The 13,881-nt window shown below is 72.7% G+C and carries 12 protein-coding genes; 7 read left to right on the top strand and 5 right to left on the bottom strand.

The features are described 5' to 3' along the window. A partial coding sequence (locus EEJ42_RS41480) for a PucR family transcriptional regulator (RefSeq protein ID WP_184503518.1) occupies positions 1-387 on the top strand: 387 nt, incomplete at its 5' end. Between the two features lie 183 nt (positions 388-570). Next, positions 571-1,347: a hypothetical protein gene (locus EEJ42_RS41475; RefSeq protein ID WP_123107307.1), complete on the top strand. Its 777-nt coding sequence runs from the start codon at positions 571-573 to the stop codon at positions 1,345-1,347. 351 nt (positions 1,348-1,698) lie between these two features. Here the strand turns inward: EEJ42_RS41475 and EEJ42_RS41470 are convergent, their stop codons facing one another. Continuing rightward, on the bottom strand, positions 1,699-2,388 hold the full coding sequence (locus EEJ42_RS41470) for a GntR family transcriptional regulator (RefSeq protein ID WP_425473048.1): 690 nt from the start codon (positions 2,386-2,388) through the stop codon (positions 1,699-1,701). A gap of 568 nt (positions 2,389-2,956) precedes the next feature. Between EEJ42_RS41470 and EEJ42_RS41465 the strand changes: the two genes are divergently transcribed. Continuing rightward, on the top strand, positions 2,957-4,195 hold the full coding sequence (locus EEJ42_RS41465; protein ID WP_123107304.1) for a DUF2637 domain-containing protein: 1,239 nt from the start codon (positions 2,957-2,959) through the stop codon (positions 4,193-4,195). A 37-nt stretch (positions 4,196-4,232) separates the two neighbouring features. Here EEJ42_RS41465 and EEJ42_RS41460 read toward each other — a convergent pair whose 3' ends face one another. Next, positions 4,233-4,715: an ATP-binding protein gene (locus tag EEJ42_RS41460; RefSeq protein ID WP_246097694.1), complete on the bottom strand. Its 483-nt coding sequence runs from the start codon at positions 4,713-4,715 to the stop codon at positions 4,233-4,235. A 147-nt stretch (positions 4,716-4,862) separates the two neighbouring features. On the opposite strand from EEJ42_RS41460, the gene EEJ42_RS41455 reads away from it, so the two are divergent. After that, positions 4,863-8,006: an alpha-mannosidase gene (locus EEJ42_RS41455; protein ID WP_123107303.1), complete on the top strand. Its 3,144-nt coding sequence runs from the start codon at positions 4,863-4,865 to the stop codon at positions 8,004-8,006. Between the two features lie 73 nt (positions 8,007-8,079). Here the strand turns inward: EEJ42_RS41455 and EEJ42_RS41450 are convergent, their stop codons facing one another. Beyond that, entirely contained in the window at positions 8,080-8,364 is a 285-nt protein-coding gene (locus tag EEJ42_RS41450) for a DUF6204 family protein (protein ID WP_246097693.1), read from the bottom strand. 11 nt (positions 8,365-8,375) lie between these two features. After that, a complete protein-coding gene (locus EEJ42_RS41445) occupies positions 8,376-9,035 on the bottom strand; it encodes a TetR/AcrR family transcriptional regulator (protein ID WP_123107301.1) in 660 nt (219 codons plus the stop codon). Between the two features lie 74 nt (positions 9,036-9,109). On the opposite strand from EEJ42_RS41445, the gene EEJ42_RS41440 reads away from it, so the two are divergent. The 3 genes from EEJ42_RS41440 to EEJ42_RS41430 all read left to right on the top strand — a co-directional run bounded on the left by EEJ42_RS41440 (position 9,110) and on the right by EEJ42_RS41430 (position 11,883). Beyond that, positions 9,110-9,907: an ABC transporter ATP-binding protein gene (locus EEJ42_RS41440; protein WP_123107300.1), complete on the top strand. Its 798-nt coding sequence runs from the start codon at positions 9,110-9,112 to the stop codon at positions 9,905-9,907. Between the two features lie 40 nt (positions 9,908-9,947). After that, positions 9,948-10,700 carry an ABC transporter permease gene (locus EEJ42_RS41435; RefSeq protein WP_123107299.1) on the top strand — a complete coding sequence of 251 codons (753 nt, stop codon included), beginning with the start codon at positions 9,948-9,950 and terminating at the stop codon, positions 10,698-10,700. Between the two features lie 64 nt (positions 10,701-10,764). Then, positions 10,765-11,883, top strand: coding sequence for an alpha/beta fold hydrolase (locus EEJ42_RS41430; RefSeq protein WP_123107298.1), 1,119 nt, complete (start codon positions 10,765-10,767; stop codon positions 11,881-11,883). A gap of 5 nt (positions 11,884-11,888) precedes the next feature. On the opposite strand, the gene EEJ42_RS41425 is transcribed toward EEJ42_RS41430, so the two are convergent. Then, positions 11,889-13,631, bottom strand: coding sequence for a pyruvate dehydrogenase (locus tag EEJ42_RS41425; RefSeq protein ID WP_123107297.1), 1,743 nt, complete (start codon positions 13,629-13,631; stop codon positions 11,889-11,891). Positions 13,632-13,881: the final 250 nt, after the last annotated feature.

The following is a 13,881-nucleotide window of genomic DNA, read 5'->3' as shown; positions in this document are numbered from 1 at the left end:
GAGGCGCTGCGCGGCGCGCTGGAGGAGGCCCGGCACGCCCGCCGGGTGGCCGCCGCGCGGCCGGGCCGGGTCAGCGCGGCCGGGCACCAGGAGCTGGCCTCGCACGTGCTGCTGCTCCCGTTCGTCCCGGACGACGTACGCCGCGCCTTCACCGCCCGGCTGCTGGACCCGCTGCGCGCGTACGACCGCCGCCACCGGGCCGAGCTGATCCCGACCCTGGAAGCGTTCCTGGAGTGCGACGGCTCCTGGACGCGGTGCGCGGCACGGCTCCATCTGCACGTCAACACGCTGCGCTACCGGGTGGGCCGGATCGAGCAGCTGACCGGGCGCGATCTGGCGCGGCTGGAGGACAAGCTCGACTTCTTCCTCGCGCTGCGCATGAGCTGACGGGCGGAGCGCGCCGCGCGCCCCCTGAACGCCCTGAGCACCCTGGAAACCACCACTCTCGCCGGTGGTTTGTGAATTCATTCACACCAACCTCTTGGCCGGGCCCGCGCTTCCGTGTTGAGATTCGGCAACGGCTTCCGGCTCGATGGCGCGCTTGGGGAGGGCAATGTGGCGGACACCGCCATGTCACCACCTGGATCATCGAACTTCGATCCCGACGCAGGGACCGGTCGGGCGGATGACCCGCTCGACACGGCGGTGTGGCGGCTGCGCTCACGCGCGTGCTGGAAGGACGCCGCCGAGCTCCTCGCCCCGCGCGCCGCGGACGACGCGGCCGCGGCCCTCAAGCGCGGCGCCATCCTGATCGAGCGGTGCATGTACACCTCCCGCGGCTGGGACGCGGCCGAGGACGCGCTGCGTGCGGCGGAGGCCCTGGCCCTCACCGACGACGAGCGCGGCGCCACCGCGTGCGAGCGCGGCTACCTCGCGTACGCCTCCACCCTGCTCGGGAACCGCGACCGCGCCGACGAGGCGCGCACCGCCCTCGGCCGGGCCGCCGCGCTGCTCGGGCCCGGCTCGCCCACCCGCCCGCTGCTGGACTTCCGCCGCGGGCTGATCTCCCAGCACCTCGCCCACAACCCCACCGGCGCCCAGGCCGCGTTCCAGCGCGCCCACGCCGGCGCCGCCGCGCACGGCGACACGCTGCTGCGCTCGTTCACCTGGCGCCACCTGGCCGGGATGGCCGAGGAGGAGGGCAACCTCGCCGAGGCCCGCCGCGGCTTCGCCGAGTCGCTGCGGATCCGCGAGGAACTGGGCTACCTGGTCGGCATCGCCCCCGCCCTGGCGTCCCTGGCGGACGTCGAGGAGGAGCCGGAGGCGCGACGGCTGCGGACCGAGGCGGGGCGGCTGGTGCGGTTGCTGGGGGGCGTGCCGGTGTGGCTGGCCGAGCAGTTAGCGTGACGGCGCCGCGCCTGGGGTTTCGCTGCCAGGCGCGGCCCGGTGGCCGGGCTGCGCCCCCGGGGGTTTCGCTCCCGGGTGCGGCCCGGTGGCCCGGTTGCGCCCCCCTGGGGTTTCGCTCCCGGGTGCGGGCCGGTGGCCGGGTTGTGCCCACCCGTTCCGCCCCGCGGAACGATTGCCCACAACGGGTCCCACATCCAACCCCTCCGGCGTTTGAGGAGCGGGGGTGCAGGGGGCGGAGCCCCCGCAGCGGGGCCCGGGGCGGACGTGGCCCGCTACCCAGCCCCTCCGGCGTTTGAGGAGCGGGGGCCGGGGCGGAGCCCCGGGGTCGGGGAGGGGCGGGTAGGGGAAAGCTCAGGCGCCGGAGGTGAAGTGTTCGCGGACCAGCGACTCCACCACGTCCAGATCGCGCGCGGCCAGCGCATCGAGCAGCGCCGTGTGCTCGGCCGCATCGGCGACCAGATCGGCGGTGCGGACGGCACGACCGCACGCCAGCGGCCACTGCGCCCGCCGGTGCAGCTCGTCGGCGACGACGACCAGCTGGTGGTTCCCCGCCAGGCTCAGCACCGCCTGGTGGAACGTACGGTCCGACTCCAGGTAGGCGGCGCGGTCACCCTTCGCGGCGGCCGCCGCCGTCGCCTCCGCGAACGGCCGCAGCAGCGCCCAGCGCTCGGGCGCGACCGCCCGGGCCAGGCTGAGCATCACCGGGACCTCCAGCAGGGCGCGGACCTCGGCCAGCTCGGCCAGCTCGCGCGCACTGCGCCGGGCCACCCGGAAGCCGCGGTTCGGCACGACCTCGACGGCGCCCTCGCCCGCGAGCTGCTGCATGGCCTCGCGCACGGGCGTGGGCGAGACGCCGAAGCGGTCGGCGAGGGCCGGGGCGGAGTACACCTCGCCGGGGGTCAGCTCACCCCCGACCAGCGCGTCCCGCAGGGCGTCCAGGATCTGCCCGCGCACCGAGTGGCGGCGCGGTGACCTGCGCGCCGCGGGCACGCCGGAGGGGTCCCGCGACTCGGTCGCCGCCTGGGCTTTGGCCTGCTCCACTCGGGTCCTCCTGACATTCCATCGAAACGATATGCGGATGCCGCCCGAGGACAAAGCCCACACGCACCGGTCACCGCGAGCGGTCGCGGCCGACCTCGTACGACGTCGAGGATTCGCAATGTCGACGCAAGGTCGTCGCACGCTCGTCGCACAGTCGTCGCGAGGTCTTCGTACGACCCCGGCATGACCCTGACCACACTCGGACCACACCCCCACGCCGCATTCCGGCCGGACCGGACACGGGGAGCGATGCCTTTCGGCCACGGATACGGGGCTCCCGAAGCGCCCACGACGGGACAGGGGCGGGAAAAGATCACCAAGGGGTGCGGACGGCCGACGGTAAGCCGTTGGATCGGATTTACCCGCGCTCGGGTTCCGTGAATAGAATCAAGCCGCTTGCAACGAGCGAGCGTTCGAACCGTATCGCACCTATCCGCGTGTCCCCCCGCCCACTTGGCGGCCTCTTGTCCGGAAACTGCTTGAGGCCCGGCAGGATTCCGCCAGGATGTCGCGCGAGTAGGGCCGTACTGCGGCCAGAACTTCACGGAAGCGAGGCAAGGGGCACCGGATGAGACTGACCGACATATCGCTGGGCTGGGCCCTGCCAGTCGTCATAGCGCTCGTCGGAGTCGTGGGGGCGGGAGTTGTCCTCGCGCGCGGCCGTAACGGGAAGAAGGAGGAGAACGGGATCACCGACTCCTGGGAGCGCAGCGAGGAGCGCAGGCGGCGCAAGGAGGCCATCTACGGGATGGCCTCGTACGTCCTGCTGTTCTGCTGTGCCGCGGTCGCGGCCGCGCTCTCCTTCCACGGCCTCGTGGGCTTCGGGCAGCAGAACCTGAACCTCTCCGGCGGCTGGGAGTACTTGGTGCCGTTCGGGCTGGACGGCGCCGCGATGTTCTGCTCGGTGCTGGCGGTGCGCGAGGCCAGCCACGGTGACGCGGCGCTCGGCTCGCGGCTGCTGGTGTGGCTGTTCGCGGGCGCGGCTGCCTGGTTCAACTGGGTGCACGCGCCGCGCGGCATGGGCCACGACGGTGCGCCGCAGTTCTTCGCGGGCATGTCGCTGTCGGCCGCGGTCCTCTTCGACCGGGCGCTCAAGCAGACCCGCCGGGCGGCGCTGCGCGAGCAGGGCCTGGTGCCCCGCCCGCTGCCGCAGATCCGTATCGTCCGCTGGCTGCGGGCGCCCCGCGAGACCTTCGGCGCGTGGTCGCTGATGCTGCTGGAGAACGTGCGGACGCTGGACGAGGCGGTCGAGGAGGTCCGTGAGGACCGGCGCGAGAAGGAGCAGAACCGCACCCGCCGCCGGGACCAGGAGAAGCTGGACAAGGCCAGGATCCGGGCGCTCAACCGGCAGCACCGGGCGTGGGGCCGGGGCGGCGGCCGCCAGGTGGACATCACGCCCGCGGCACAGCCGCCGCAGCTCACCGCGGAGTCCGCCCTGGAGGAGAACGCGCTGGGAAAAGCCGAAGCGGCCGAGCTGTCAGCGCCCTCAGCTCGGCCCGCCTTGCAGTCCGCGGACGCGGCTGAGTCCGCTCACCGCGACGACCGCGGTGACGACCGCCGCCGGGACTGGAGCCGCGACCTGGATTTCAGCTTCGGCTTCGGTGACACCGACGCCACCGAAGCCGACCGGGACAAGGCCAGGGACACGGACGGCAAGCACGACACGGACGGCAAGGACGACAAGGACGGCAAGGACACGGACAGGGCGCGGACCGTCGACCTCACCGCCGAGGACGACACCCTGACCATTCCGCGGCTGGACTCCCTGGAGGAGAAGCTCGCGGAGATCGAGCGGCAGTTCGGCTGAGGCCGGACCCCGAAGGCAGCGGGGCGGTCGGCGGCGGTCAGCCGCCGTCCGCGTCCAGCTCGAACCAGACCGCTTTGCCCACGCCGTGGGCCCGTACGCCCCACGCGTCCGCGAGCGTGTGCACCAGCAGCAGGCCCCTCCCGGAGGTGCTGTCCTCCGGGGGGTGGCCGCGCAGTCTCGGGTGGCGGGACACGAAGTCCCGCACCTCGACCCGTAATCGGCCCGCCACCGGCCCGGCGATCCCACTGCCGAAGGTGGCCGTGACCAGCGCACCCCGGTCGGTGTGCACCAGTGCGTTCGTCACCAGCTCGCTCGTCAGCAGCTCGGCGAGATCGGCCCGGCCGGGCTCGCCCCAGTGCCGCAGCATCTCGCGCAGCGCGGCGCGGACGTCCGCCACCGCCGCATAGTCGTCATGCCTCAGTCGCTTGCTGAGGCCCCGGCCCCGCTCCCCTTCGATGGCCACCGCCCCGGAGTCCGGCCGGTTGGTCATCCGGCCCCGCCGTACAGGCTGACGCTTCATCCTCCCCCGCCCCTGGCCGCCCTCGGCGCGGCCAGCGTCGAATGCCGTCGAACATGCTCACGGAATGCATTCCCGCCTGTTGCCGCGCCACACACCGGGGGAAAGCATCAGGGGTGATCCGCTGAGCGCCGAGCCCGAGGAGCCGTGATGCACGACGACCGACTGTTGGTGGAGGGGCGCCTGGAGCGGGCGCTGCACCAGTTCATCCGGCCCGCCCAGTACCCGGCGCGCGTTCCGCTGGCCCTCTACGCCTGGCGGGCCCCCGGTGAGCCGGTCCCGGTCGCCGACGCGCTCGCCGCGGCGTACGAGCCGTTCGAGGCCGGTACGGAGTGGGGCGAGCCGTGGTCGACCTGGTGGTTCCGGCTGGAGGGCGCGGTGCCCGCGGAGTGGGCGGGGCGGCGGGTGGAGGTGGTCATCGACCCCGGCTTCACCGACGACGGTCCGGGGTTCCAGGCCGAGGGGCTGGTGTACGACGCGCACGGCGTACCGCTCAAGGGCATCCACCCCCGTAACCGCCACGTCCCCGTCGCCTCCCCGGCCGACGGCGGTGAGCCCGTGCGGCTGCTGCTGGAGGCGGCCGCCAATCCGTCCGTGCTGCGCGACGGCTTCACGCCCACCCCGCTCGGTGACGTCCTCACCGCCGGGGACCGGCCGCTCTACCGCTTCGCCTCCGCCGACGTGGCCGTCCTCGACGAGGACGTGTGGCATCTGGTCCTGGACATCGAGGTGCTGTCCGAGCTGATGCGCGAGCTGCCCGCGGACCGGCCGCGCCGCCACGAGATCCTGCGCGCCCTGGAGAACGCTCTCGACGCGCTCGACCTGCACGACGTGCCCGCCACCGCGGCCGCCGCGCGCGCCGAGCTGACCGGGGTGCTCAAGAGCCCCGCGCACGCCAGCGCGCACCGCGTCTCGGCGGCCGGGCACGCGCACATCGACTCGGCGTGGCTGTGGCCGCTGCGGGAGACCGTGCGCAAGGCGTCCCGTACGTTCGCCAATGTCACCGCGCTCGCGGGCGACTATCCGGAGCTGGTGTTCGCGTGCTCACAGGCGCAGCAGTACGCCTGGGTCAAGGAGCACCAGCCGCACATCTGGGAGCGCATCAAGAAGGCCGTCGCGGACGGCAGTTGGGCGCCGGTCGGCTCGATGTGGGTCGAGTCGGACGCCAACATGCCCGGCGGTGAGGCCCTGGCCCGGCAGATCGTGCACGGCAAGCGGTTCTTCCTGGAGGAGCTGGGGGTGGACACCGAGGAGATCTGGCTGCCGGACTCCTTCGGCTACACCGCGGCCTTCCCGCAGCTGGCCAAGCTGGCGGGGGTGAGGTGGTTCCTGACCCAGAAGCTGTCCTGGAACCAGTCCAACAAGATGCCGCACCACACCTTCTGGTGGGAGGGCATCGACGGCACCCGCGTGTTCACCCACTTCCCGCCGGTGGACACCTACAACGCCCAGTTCAGCGCCGCCGAACTCGCCCACGCGGAGAAGAACTTCGCCGACAAGGGCCTCGCCACCCGCTCCCTCGTCCCGTTCGGCTGGGGCGACGGCGGGGGCGGCCCCACCCGGGAGATGCTGGAGAAGGCGCGCCGGCTGGGCTCCCTGGAGGGCTCGCCGCGGGTCGAGATCCACAAGCCGTCGGTGTTCTTCGCGGCGGCGGAGCGGGAGTACGGGGCCAAGGCGCCGGTGTGGTCGGGCGAGCTGTATCTGGAGCTGCACCGGGCCACGTACACCACGCAGGCGGCCACCAAGCAGGGCAACCGGCGCAGCGAACACCTGCTGCGGGAGGCCGAGTTGTGGGCCACGTTCGCCGCGCTCCACGTGCCCGGGTACGCCTATCCGTACGACGACCTGGACCGGATCTGGAAGACGGTGCTGCTGCACCAGTTCCATGACATCCTGCCGGGCTCCTCGATCGCCTGGGTGCACCGCGAGGCGCGCGAGACGTACGCGCGGGTGCGCGCCGAGCTGGAGGGGATCGTGGGGGACGCGCTACGGGCTCTGAGTACCGTCGGCGGGCCCGGCGCCCCGGCGGTGCTCAACGCCTCGCCGTACGAGCGCGAGGAGGTCGCCGTCCTGGACGCGGAGACCGCGGCGGCCCTGCCCACCGACACCCCCGTGCAGCCGCTCGGCGACGGGCGCGCGGCGGCCGGGGTGCGGGTGGGCGCGCTGGGCACGGCGGCCGTCGCCGGTACGACGTGGAGCGTGCCGCCGGTGACCTCGCTGAGCGACGGCCACGCCATCGTCCTGGACAACGATCTGCTGCGCGTCACCATCGACGGGGACGGGCTGCTCACCTCCGTCCTGGACCTGACGGCGGGCCGCGAGGTGCTGGCCCCGGGCGCGCGCGGCAACCTCCTCCAGCTGCACCCCGACCACCCCAACCACTGGGACGCCTGGGACATCGACCGCCACTACCGGCGCACCCACACCGACCTCACCGCCGCCGAGTCCGTCGAGCTGACCGAGTCCGGTCCGCTGCGCGCGACCGTCCGCGTCGTACGGGCCTTCGGCGCCTCACGGATCGTCGAGGAACTGACCCTGGCCGCGGGCAGCGGCCGTCTCGACGTCGCGGCCGAGGTGGACTGGCAGGAGTCGGAGAAGGTGCTCAAGGCGGCGTTCCCGCTGGACGTCCACGCGCGGGAGTCCACGGCGGAGATCCAGTTCGGGCACGTGGACCGCCCCACGCACACCAACACCAGCTGGGACGCGGCCCGTTTCGAGATCTGCGCCCACCGCTGGCTGCGGGTCGCCGAACCGGGGTACGGGGCCGCGCTGCTCAACGACTCGACGTACGGCCACGACGTGACCCGTACGACGCATGAGACGCCGGATGGCGACGTGCTCGGCACCACCGTACGGCTGACGCTGCTGCGCGCCCCGCACAGCCCCGACCCCGAGACGGACCTCGGCACCCACCGCTTCCGCTACGCGCTGCTGCCGGGCGCGAGCGTCGGCGACGCGGTCGAGGGCGGCCTCGCCCTGAACCTGCCGCTGCGCACCCTGCCCAGCGGCCCGACCGGGCCCGCCCCGCTGCTCTCCGTGGACAACCCGGCGATCACGGTGGAGTCGGTGAAGCTCGCCGAGGACCGCAGCGGGGATGTGGTGGTGCGGCTGTACGAGTCGCACGGCGGCCGCGCGGCGGGCACGCTCGTCGCCGGTTTCCCGGTGCTCTCGGCGGACGTCACCGATCTGCTGGAGCGCCCGCTGCACCCGGCCGCCACCGGCCCGGCCGGGCTGTCCCTGGCCCTGCGGCCGCACCAGATCCTCACCCTGCGGCTGCGGCCGGTGCCCGCGTAAACATCCCTCGTGGACAGGTCGACCGCCCGGTGCCGCCCCCCGCACGGCGCCGGGCGGCCCGCTCGTCTCCCCCTCACCTGCCGCGCCCCTTGCGGCGGATCTTGATGCGGCGCATGTCCGTCACCCCGACCCGCAGGACCCGGTGCGGATAGCCGTGCGCCACCAGCGCCGCCATGGCCCGCTCGGTCGCCTCCGCCTCGCCGTCGCCGTCCGCCTCCGCGGGCGCCTGGCAGCGGAAGGTGAACGCCGAGAGCCCACGGTCGTAGGTGAAGGTGCCCTCCTCGGTGAAGGCGGTCCGGAAGGTGTCGGCTCCTTCCAGCAGCGCGGCCCGGTCCTCCTCGGCCAGTCCCTCGAACACACCACGGATCGTCACCCGGAACACGTCTGCTCCCCCTTCCCTCGTACGGCATAGGTGGCCAACGGCTCGCCCAACATCCCCTCGAACGCGTCCAGCAGACCGATCACCGCCGCGGCGATCGCGTCGGGCCCCTCCCCCGCCTCCGTACGCCTGCCGATCTCGGCGAAGACCAGCGAGTGGAACGCGCCGAGCTGCGTGGCCACCACGCGCGGCAGCGGATCGTCCGGCGCGGCGCCGGTCTCCTCGGCCAGCACCTCGGCCAGCGCGTCGGTCATCTCCCGGCCCAGGTCCTCCAGCCGGGCGGTGAGCGTCGGGGCGGCCCGCATCATCGCGAAGACCCGGCCGAAGCCCTCGGTCAGCCCCAGCGAGCGATCCCGGAGCTCCACCTCGACCCGCAGCCGCGCCAGCACCGCGAGGGCGGCCGACTCCCCCGGGGCGCGCTCCCGCACGATGTCGGCCAGCCGACGCGGGGACGCCTGGTCCGGCGGCAGGACCAGGTCCTCCTTCGCCTCGAAGTAGTTGTAGAGGGTGTTGACCGACACCTCCGCCGCGGCCGCGACCTCGGCGATCGTGACGCCGTCGAACCCCCGCTCCACGAACAGTGCGATCGCCACCCGGTGGATGCGCTGCCGCGTCTCCCGCTTCTTGCGCTCCCGTAGCCCTTCTGCCATGCCATGAAGTCTAACCGTACTGCAAAAATGAAATGCATTGCAGTTTTGCAGTGCGCTGTGTTTTTATCGGCGCCATGTCCACACCACCCACCCCCACCCCGGTCATCGAGACCCGGGGCCTCGCCCGGACGTTCCGGCTCCCGGCGGGCCCGGTGCACGCCGTCCGCGGCATCGACCTGACCGTCGACCGCGGCGAGATCCTCGGCTTCCTCGGCCCCAACGGGGCGGGCAAGACCACGACCCTGCGCATGCTCACCACCCTCCTGCCGTCCAGCGGGGGCGAGGCCACGGTCGCCGGGCACGATCTGCGGCGCGACCCCGCGGGGGTGCGCCGCCGCATCGGCTACGTGGCCCAGTCCGGCGGCCTGGACCCCGCCTGCGCCGTACGCGAGGAACTGGTCACCCAGGGGCGGCTGCACCGGCTGCCCCGGGCCGAGGCGCGCGAGCGCGCCGGGGAACTCGCCCGGGACCTCGGCCTCACACCCCTGCTGGACCGCCCCACCGGCGCGCTCTCCGGCGGTCAGCGCCGCCGGGTGGAGATCGCGCTCGGCCTGATCAACCGGCCCGAGGTGGTCTTCCTCGACGAACCGACCACCGGGCTCGACCCCGGCAGCCGCGCCGAACTGTGGGACCTGGTCCGGCGGATCCGCGCCGAACACGGCACCACCGTCTTCCTGACCACGCACTACCTGGACGAGGCCGACGCGCTCGCCGACCGGATCGTGGTCGTGGACGCCGGGGTGATCGTCGCCGAGGGCACCCCCGCCGACCTCAAGGCCCGCCACGCGGGCGATCCCACCGCCAGCCTCCAGGACGCCTTCCTGGCCATCACCGGCCGGTCCGCGACCGCCGACGAACCCGTCGCCATCTGACCCCTCGCCACCTGCCCCTTCGCCACCTTGAGGCACTGCCATGACCCTGCTCGCCGACACCGGCGTCGTCTTCGGCCGCTACCTGCGGGCCACCCTCCGCTCCAAAACCCATCTCTTCTTCGGCATGCTCCAACCGCTGCTCTTCCTGGCCCTCTTCGGACCACTGCTGACCAAGCTCAGCCTGGGCGTGAGCGGTTCGTCCTGGCAGACCCTGGTCCCCGGGGTCCTCATCCAGCTCGCCCTGCTCGGCGGCTCGTACGTGGGGCTCGGCCTGCTGATGGACCGCAACCTCGGCATCATCGACCGCATGCGGGTCACCCCGGTGAACCCCCTGGCCCTGCTGCTGGGCCGGGTCCTGCGCGACGTCGTCCAGCTGGTCGTCCAGTCGGTGCTGCTCGTGCTCCTCGGCCTGGCCTTCGGCCTCCGCGCGCCCCTCGCCGGAATCCTGATCGGCCTGCTGTTCGTGGCCGTGCTCTCGGCGGCGCTGTCCGCCCTCTCCTACGGGCTGGCGATGAACGTCAAAACAGCGCCCGAGTTCGCCGCCATCGCCAACACCACGGGCATGCCGCTGATGCTGCTGTCCGGGCTGCTGCTGCCGATGTCCCTCGCCCCGGGCTGGCTGGACGGCGCCTCCCACGCCGTGCCGTTCCGCTACACCGTGGACGCCGTACGCCAGACCTTCCTGGGCCACTACGCCAACGGCACCGTCGCCCTCGGCGCCGCCATCACCCTGGCCCTGGCCGCCCTCTGCCTCGCCCTCGGCGCCCGGCTGTTCCGCAGAGCGGAAGGCTGAGGAGTCTTTTCGCGCAGGAGGGGTAAGGGGCGTTCGTCCCACCGCATACGGCCAGGAGAGACACGTGCGCAGACCGCTCGTCACCGGTACCGTCGCCATCGCCGCCGCGACCATCCTGCTCACCGGCTCCGGGGCCGTGAGTGGCAGCGCCATCGCCACGTCGCCGCAGGAGCCCCGCGCGACCGACGTTCATCGGGTGCGCATTCAGGACGAGTTCGACTCGCTCGGGCCCGAGGTGCGGTCGCTGAAGCTGGATTCGGGGCGCACCGCGCATTACATCGACGAGGGGCCCCGGGACGGGAAGCCGGTGCTCTATATCGGGGGTACGGGGACCAGCGCGCGGGCGGCGCATATGACGGACTTTCTGCGCAGCACGCGGGAGTCCCTGGGGCTGCGGCTGATATCGGTCGAGCGCAACGGCTTCGGGGACACGGAGTTCGACAAGGGCCTGGGGAAGGCCGACTTCGTCAAGGACGCGCTTCAGGTGCTGGACCGCATCGGGGTGCGCAAGGTCGGCGTGATCGCCATCTCGGGTGGCGGGCCCTACGCCGCCGAGCTGGCTTCCCTGGCGCCGGACCGTGTGCAGTCGCTGCATCTGGCCGCCGCGTTGCCGCCGTACGGGGCCAAGCCGTCGTACTGCTCGATGTCCGACGAGGAGCTGGGCGCGTCGCTGGAGAAGCAGATCGCCGATCCGCGTATCTGGTGGGCGCTTCCGGAGGACAGCCCGACCAAGCGGGTGCCCGGGTTCGCCGACACCGCGTACGAGGACGGCGCCCGCACCTACAACCAGCGCGGGCAGAAGGCCGACCCCGGGCCGCAGGTGCACGAGCAGAAGCTGTACTGCGAGCGGCCCGGGCCGGATCTGTCGAAGCTGACGGCGCCCGTCATCCTCTACAGCGGGAAGAAGGACACGACCGTGCCGCCGAGCACGGTCGGGACCTGGAAGGAGCACCTGCCCGGCGATCCGGCCGTGCGCGGCTACGCCGACTCGGGGCATGACGTGCAGTACCGGCACTGGGACCAGATCCTCGTCGACCTGGCCGGATACCCGGACCGCACCGTCGTCTGCCACCGGGGCCACAGCGCCATGCCACCGGCCAGGATCGCCGATCCGCTGGTGGAGAAGGGGCGTGCCACGCTCGGCAGCTGCGCCTGGCAGAAGTCCGGGCAGAAGTCCGGCTGATCAGGTCAGGGGCGGGGGACGTTGCGCAGGTTGGAGCGGGCCATCTGGACCATCCTGCCGACGCCGCCGTCCAGCACCATCTTGCTCGCCGACAGCGCGAACCCCGTCACCATCTCGGCCTTGATCTTCGGCGGGATGGACAGCGCGTTGGGGTCGGTGACGATGTCGACCAGGGCCGGGCCCTTGTGGTGCAGGGCGGTGCGCAGCGCGGACCGCAGGTGCTTGGGCTTCTCGACGCGCTCGGCGTACGCCCCCGCGGCGCGGGCGAGTTGGGCGAAGTTGGGGTTGTGGTTGCCGGTGCCGTACGCGGGCAGGCCCGAGACCAGCATCTCCAGCTCGACCATGCCCAGGGAGGAGTTGTTGAAGAGGATGACCTTCACCGGCAGGTCGTACTGGACGAGGGTGAGGAAGTCGCCCATCAGCATCGTGAACCCGCCGTCGCCGGACATCGAGACGACCTGGCGGCGGCGGTCGAGGAACTGGGCGCCGATCGCCTGCGGCAGCGCGTTGGCCATCGAGCCGTGAGTGAACGAACCGATCACCCGGCGGCGGCCGTTGGGGGTCAGATAGCGGGCCGCCCAGACGTTGCACATCCCGGTGTCCACGGTGAAGATCGCATCGTCGGCGGCCTCCTCGTCCAGGACCGAGGCCACGTACTCCGGGTGGATCGGAATGTGCTTCTCCACCTTGCGGGTGTACGCCTTGACCACGCCCTCCAGCGCCTCCGCGTGCTTCTTCAGCATCCGGTCCAGGAACCGGCGGTCGGTCTTGGGGCGCACCTTCGGCGTCACACAGCGCAGCGTCTCGCGGACGTCGCCCCATACGGCCAGGTCGAGCTTGGAGCGGCGGCCCAGGTGCTCGGGGCGGACGTCGACCTGGACGGTGCGGACGTCGTCGGGGAGGAAGGCGTTGTACGGGAAGTCGGTGCCCAGCAGGATCAGCAGATCGCACTCGTTGGTGGCCTCGTACGCCGCGCCGTAGCCGAGCAGTCCGCTCATCCCGACGTCGTACGGGTTGTCGTACTGGATGTGTTCCTTGCCGCGCAGGGCGTGCCCCACCGGGGCCTTGACCCGCTCGGCGAAGGCCATCACCTCCTCATGGGCCCCGGCGGTGCCGCTGCCGCAGAAGAGCGTCACCCGGTCCGCCTCGTCGACCATGCGCGCGAGCGCGTCGATCTCCGCGTCGCCGGGGCGCACGGTGGGGCGTGAGGTCACCAGCGCGTGCTCCTCGGCGCGCTCGGGCGCCGGGCGGGCCGCGATGTCGCCGGGGAGCGAGACGACGCTGACGCCGCGGCGGCCGACCGCGTGCTGGATCGCGGTCTGGAGGACGCGCGGCATCTGCTGCGGGCTGGAGATCAGCTCGCTGTAGTGGCTGCACTCGCGGAACAGCTGGTCGGGGTGGGTCTCCTGGAAGTAGCCGGTGCCGATCTCGCTGCTGGGGATGTGCGAGGCGAGGGCGAGGACCGGGGCCATGGAGCGGTGGGCGTCGTACAGCCCGTTGATCAGGTGCAGATTGCCGGGGCCGCAGGAGCCCGCGCAGCCCGCGAGCTTGCCGGTGAGCTGGGCCTCGGCGCCCGCGGCGAACGCGGCGCTCTCCTCGTGCCGCACCTGGATCCAGTCGATGGCGGAGTTGCGGCGGATCGCGTCCACGACGGGGTTGAGGCTGTCGCCGACCACCCCGTACAGCCGCCGCACCCCGGCGCGTGCCAGGATGTCCACGAATTGCTCGGCCACGGTCTGCTTGCCCATCGCGGCGCCTTTCGTCCGTGTCGTCCCGGGCTGTCGATCTCTCCGTCAGCCCCATCTATCAACCCACGGACGGGACGCTCACGCCTCCCAGACGGCCGCCGCCGTACGGTCGTCGGCGTATCCCTTCACCCCCACCTGGGCGTCGGCGAGGAACCCGGCGAGGCCCGGCGGCTCGGTCGCCGCCCAGCGTTCCGCCCAGTGGGCGGCGAGCGCCGGCGCGGCGCGCAGCGGCTCGGCGAGGCCCGCGCCG

It is taken from the genome of Streptomyces botrytidirepellens (genome assembly GCF_003721215.1).
GTDB lineage: Bacteria > Actinomycetota > Actinomycetes > Streptomycetales > Streptomycetaceae > Streptomyces > Streptomyces himastatinicus.
Note: the sequence above shows the minus strand (reverse complement) of the source record. Positions and strands in the feature narration are given on the sequence as shown.

Coding starts and splice junctions, on each gene's coding strand:
- EEJ42_RS41475 (WP_123107307.1), top strand. CDS start 571: ATGTCACCACCTGGATCATCGAACTTCGATCCCGACGCAGGGACCGGT.
- EEJ42_RS41465 (WP_123107304.1), top strand. CDS start 2,957: ATGAGACTGACCGACATATCGCTGGGCTGGGCCCTGCCAGTCGTCATA.
- EEJ42_RS41460 (WP_246097694.1), bottom strand. CDS start 4,715: ATGAAGCGTCAGCCTGTACGGCGGGGCCGGATGACCAACCGGCCGGAC.
- EEJ42_RS41455 (WP_123107303.1), top strand. CDS start 4,863: ATGCACGACGACCGACTGTTGGTGGAGGGGCGCCTGGAGCGGGCGCTG.
- EEJ42_RS41445 (WP_123107301.1), bottom strand. CDS start 9,035: ATGGCAGAAGGGCTACGGGAGCGCAAGAAGCGGGAGACGCGGCAGCGC.
- EEJ42_RS41440 (WP_123107300.1), top strand. CDS start 9,110: ATGTCCACACCACCCACCCCCACCCCGGTCATCGAGACCCGGGGCCTC.
- EEJ42_RS41435 (WP_123107299.1), top strand. CDS start 9,948: ATGACCCTGCTCGCCGACACCGGCGTCGTCTTCGGCCGCTACCTGCGG.
- EEJ42_RS41425 (WP_123107297.1), bottom strand. CDS start 13,631: ATGGGCAAGCAGACCGTGGCCGAGCAATTCGTGGACATCCTGGCACGC.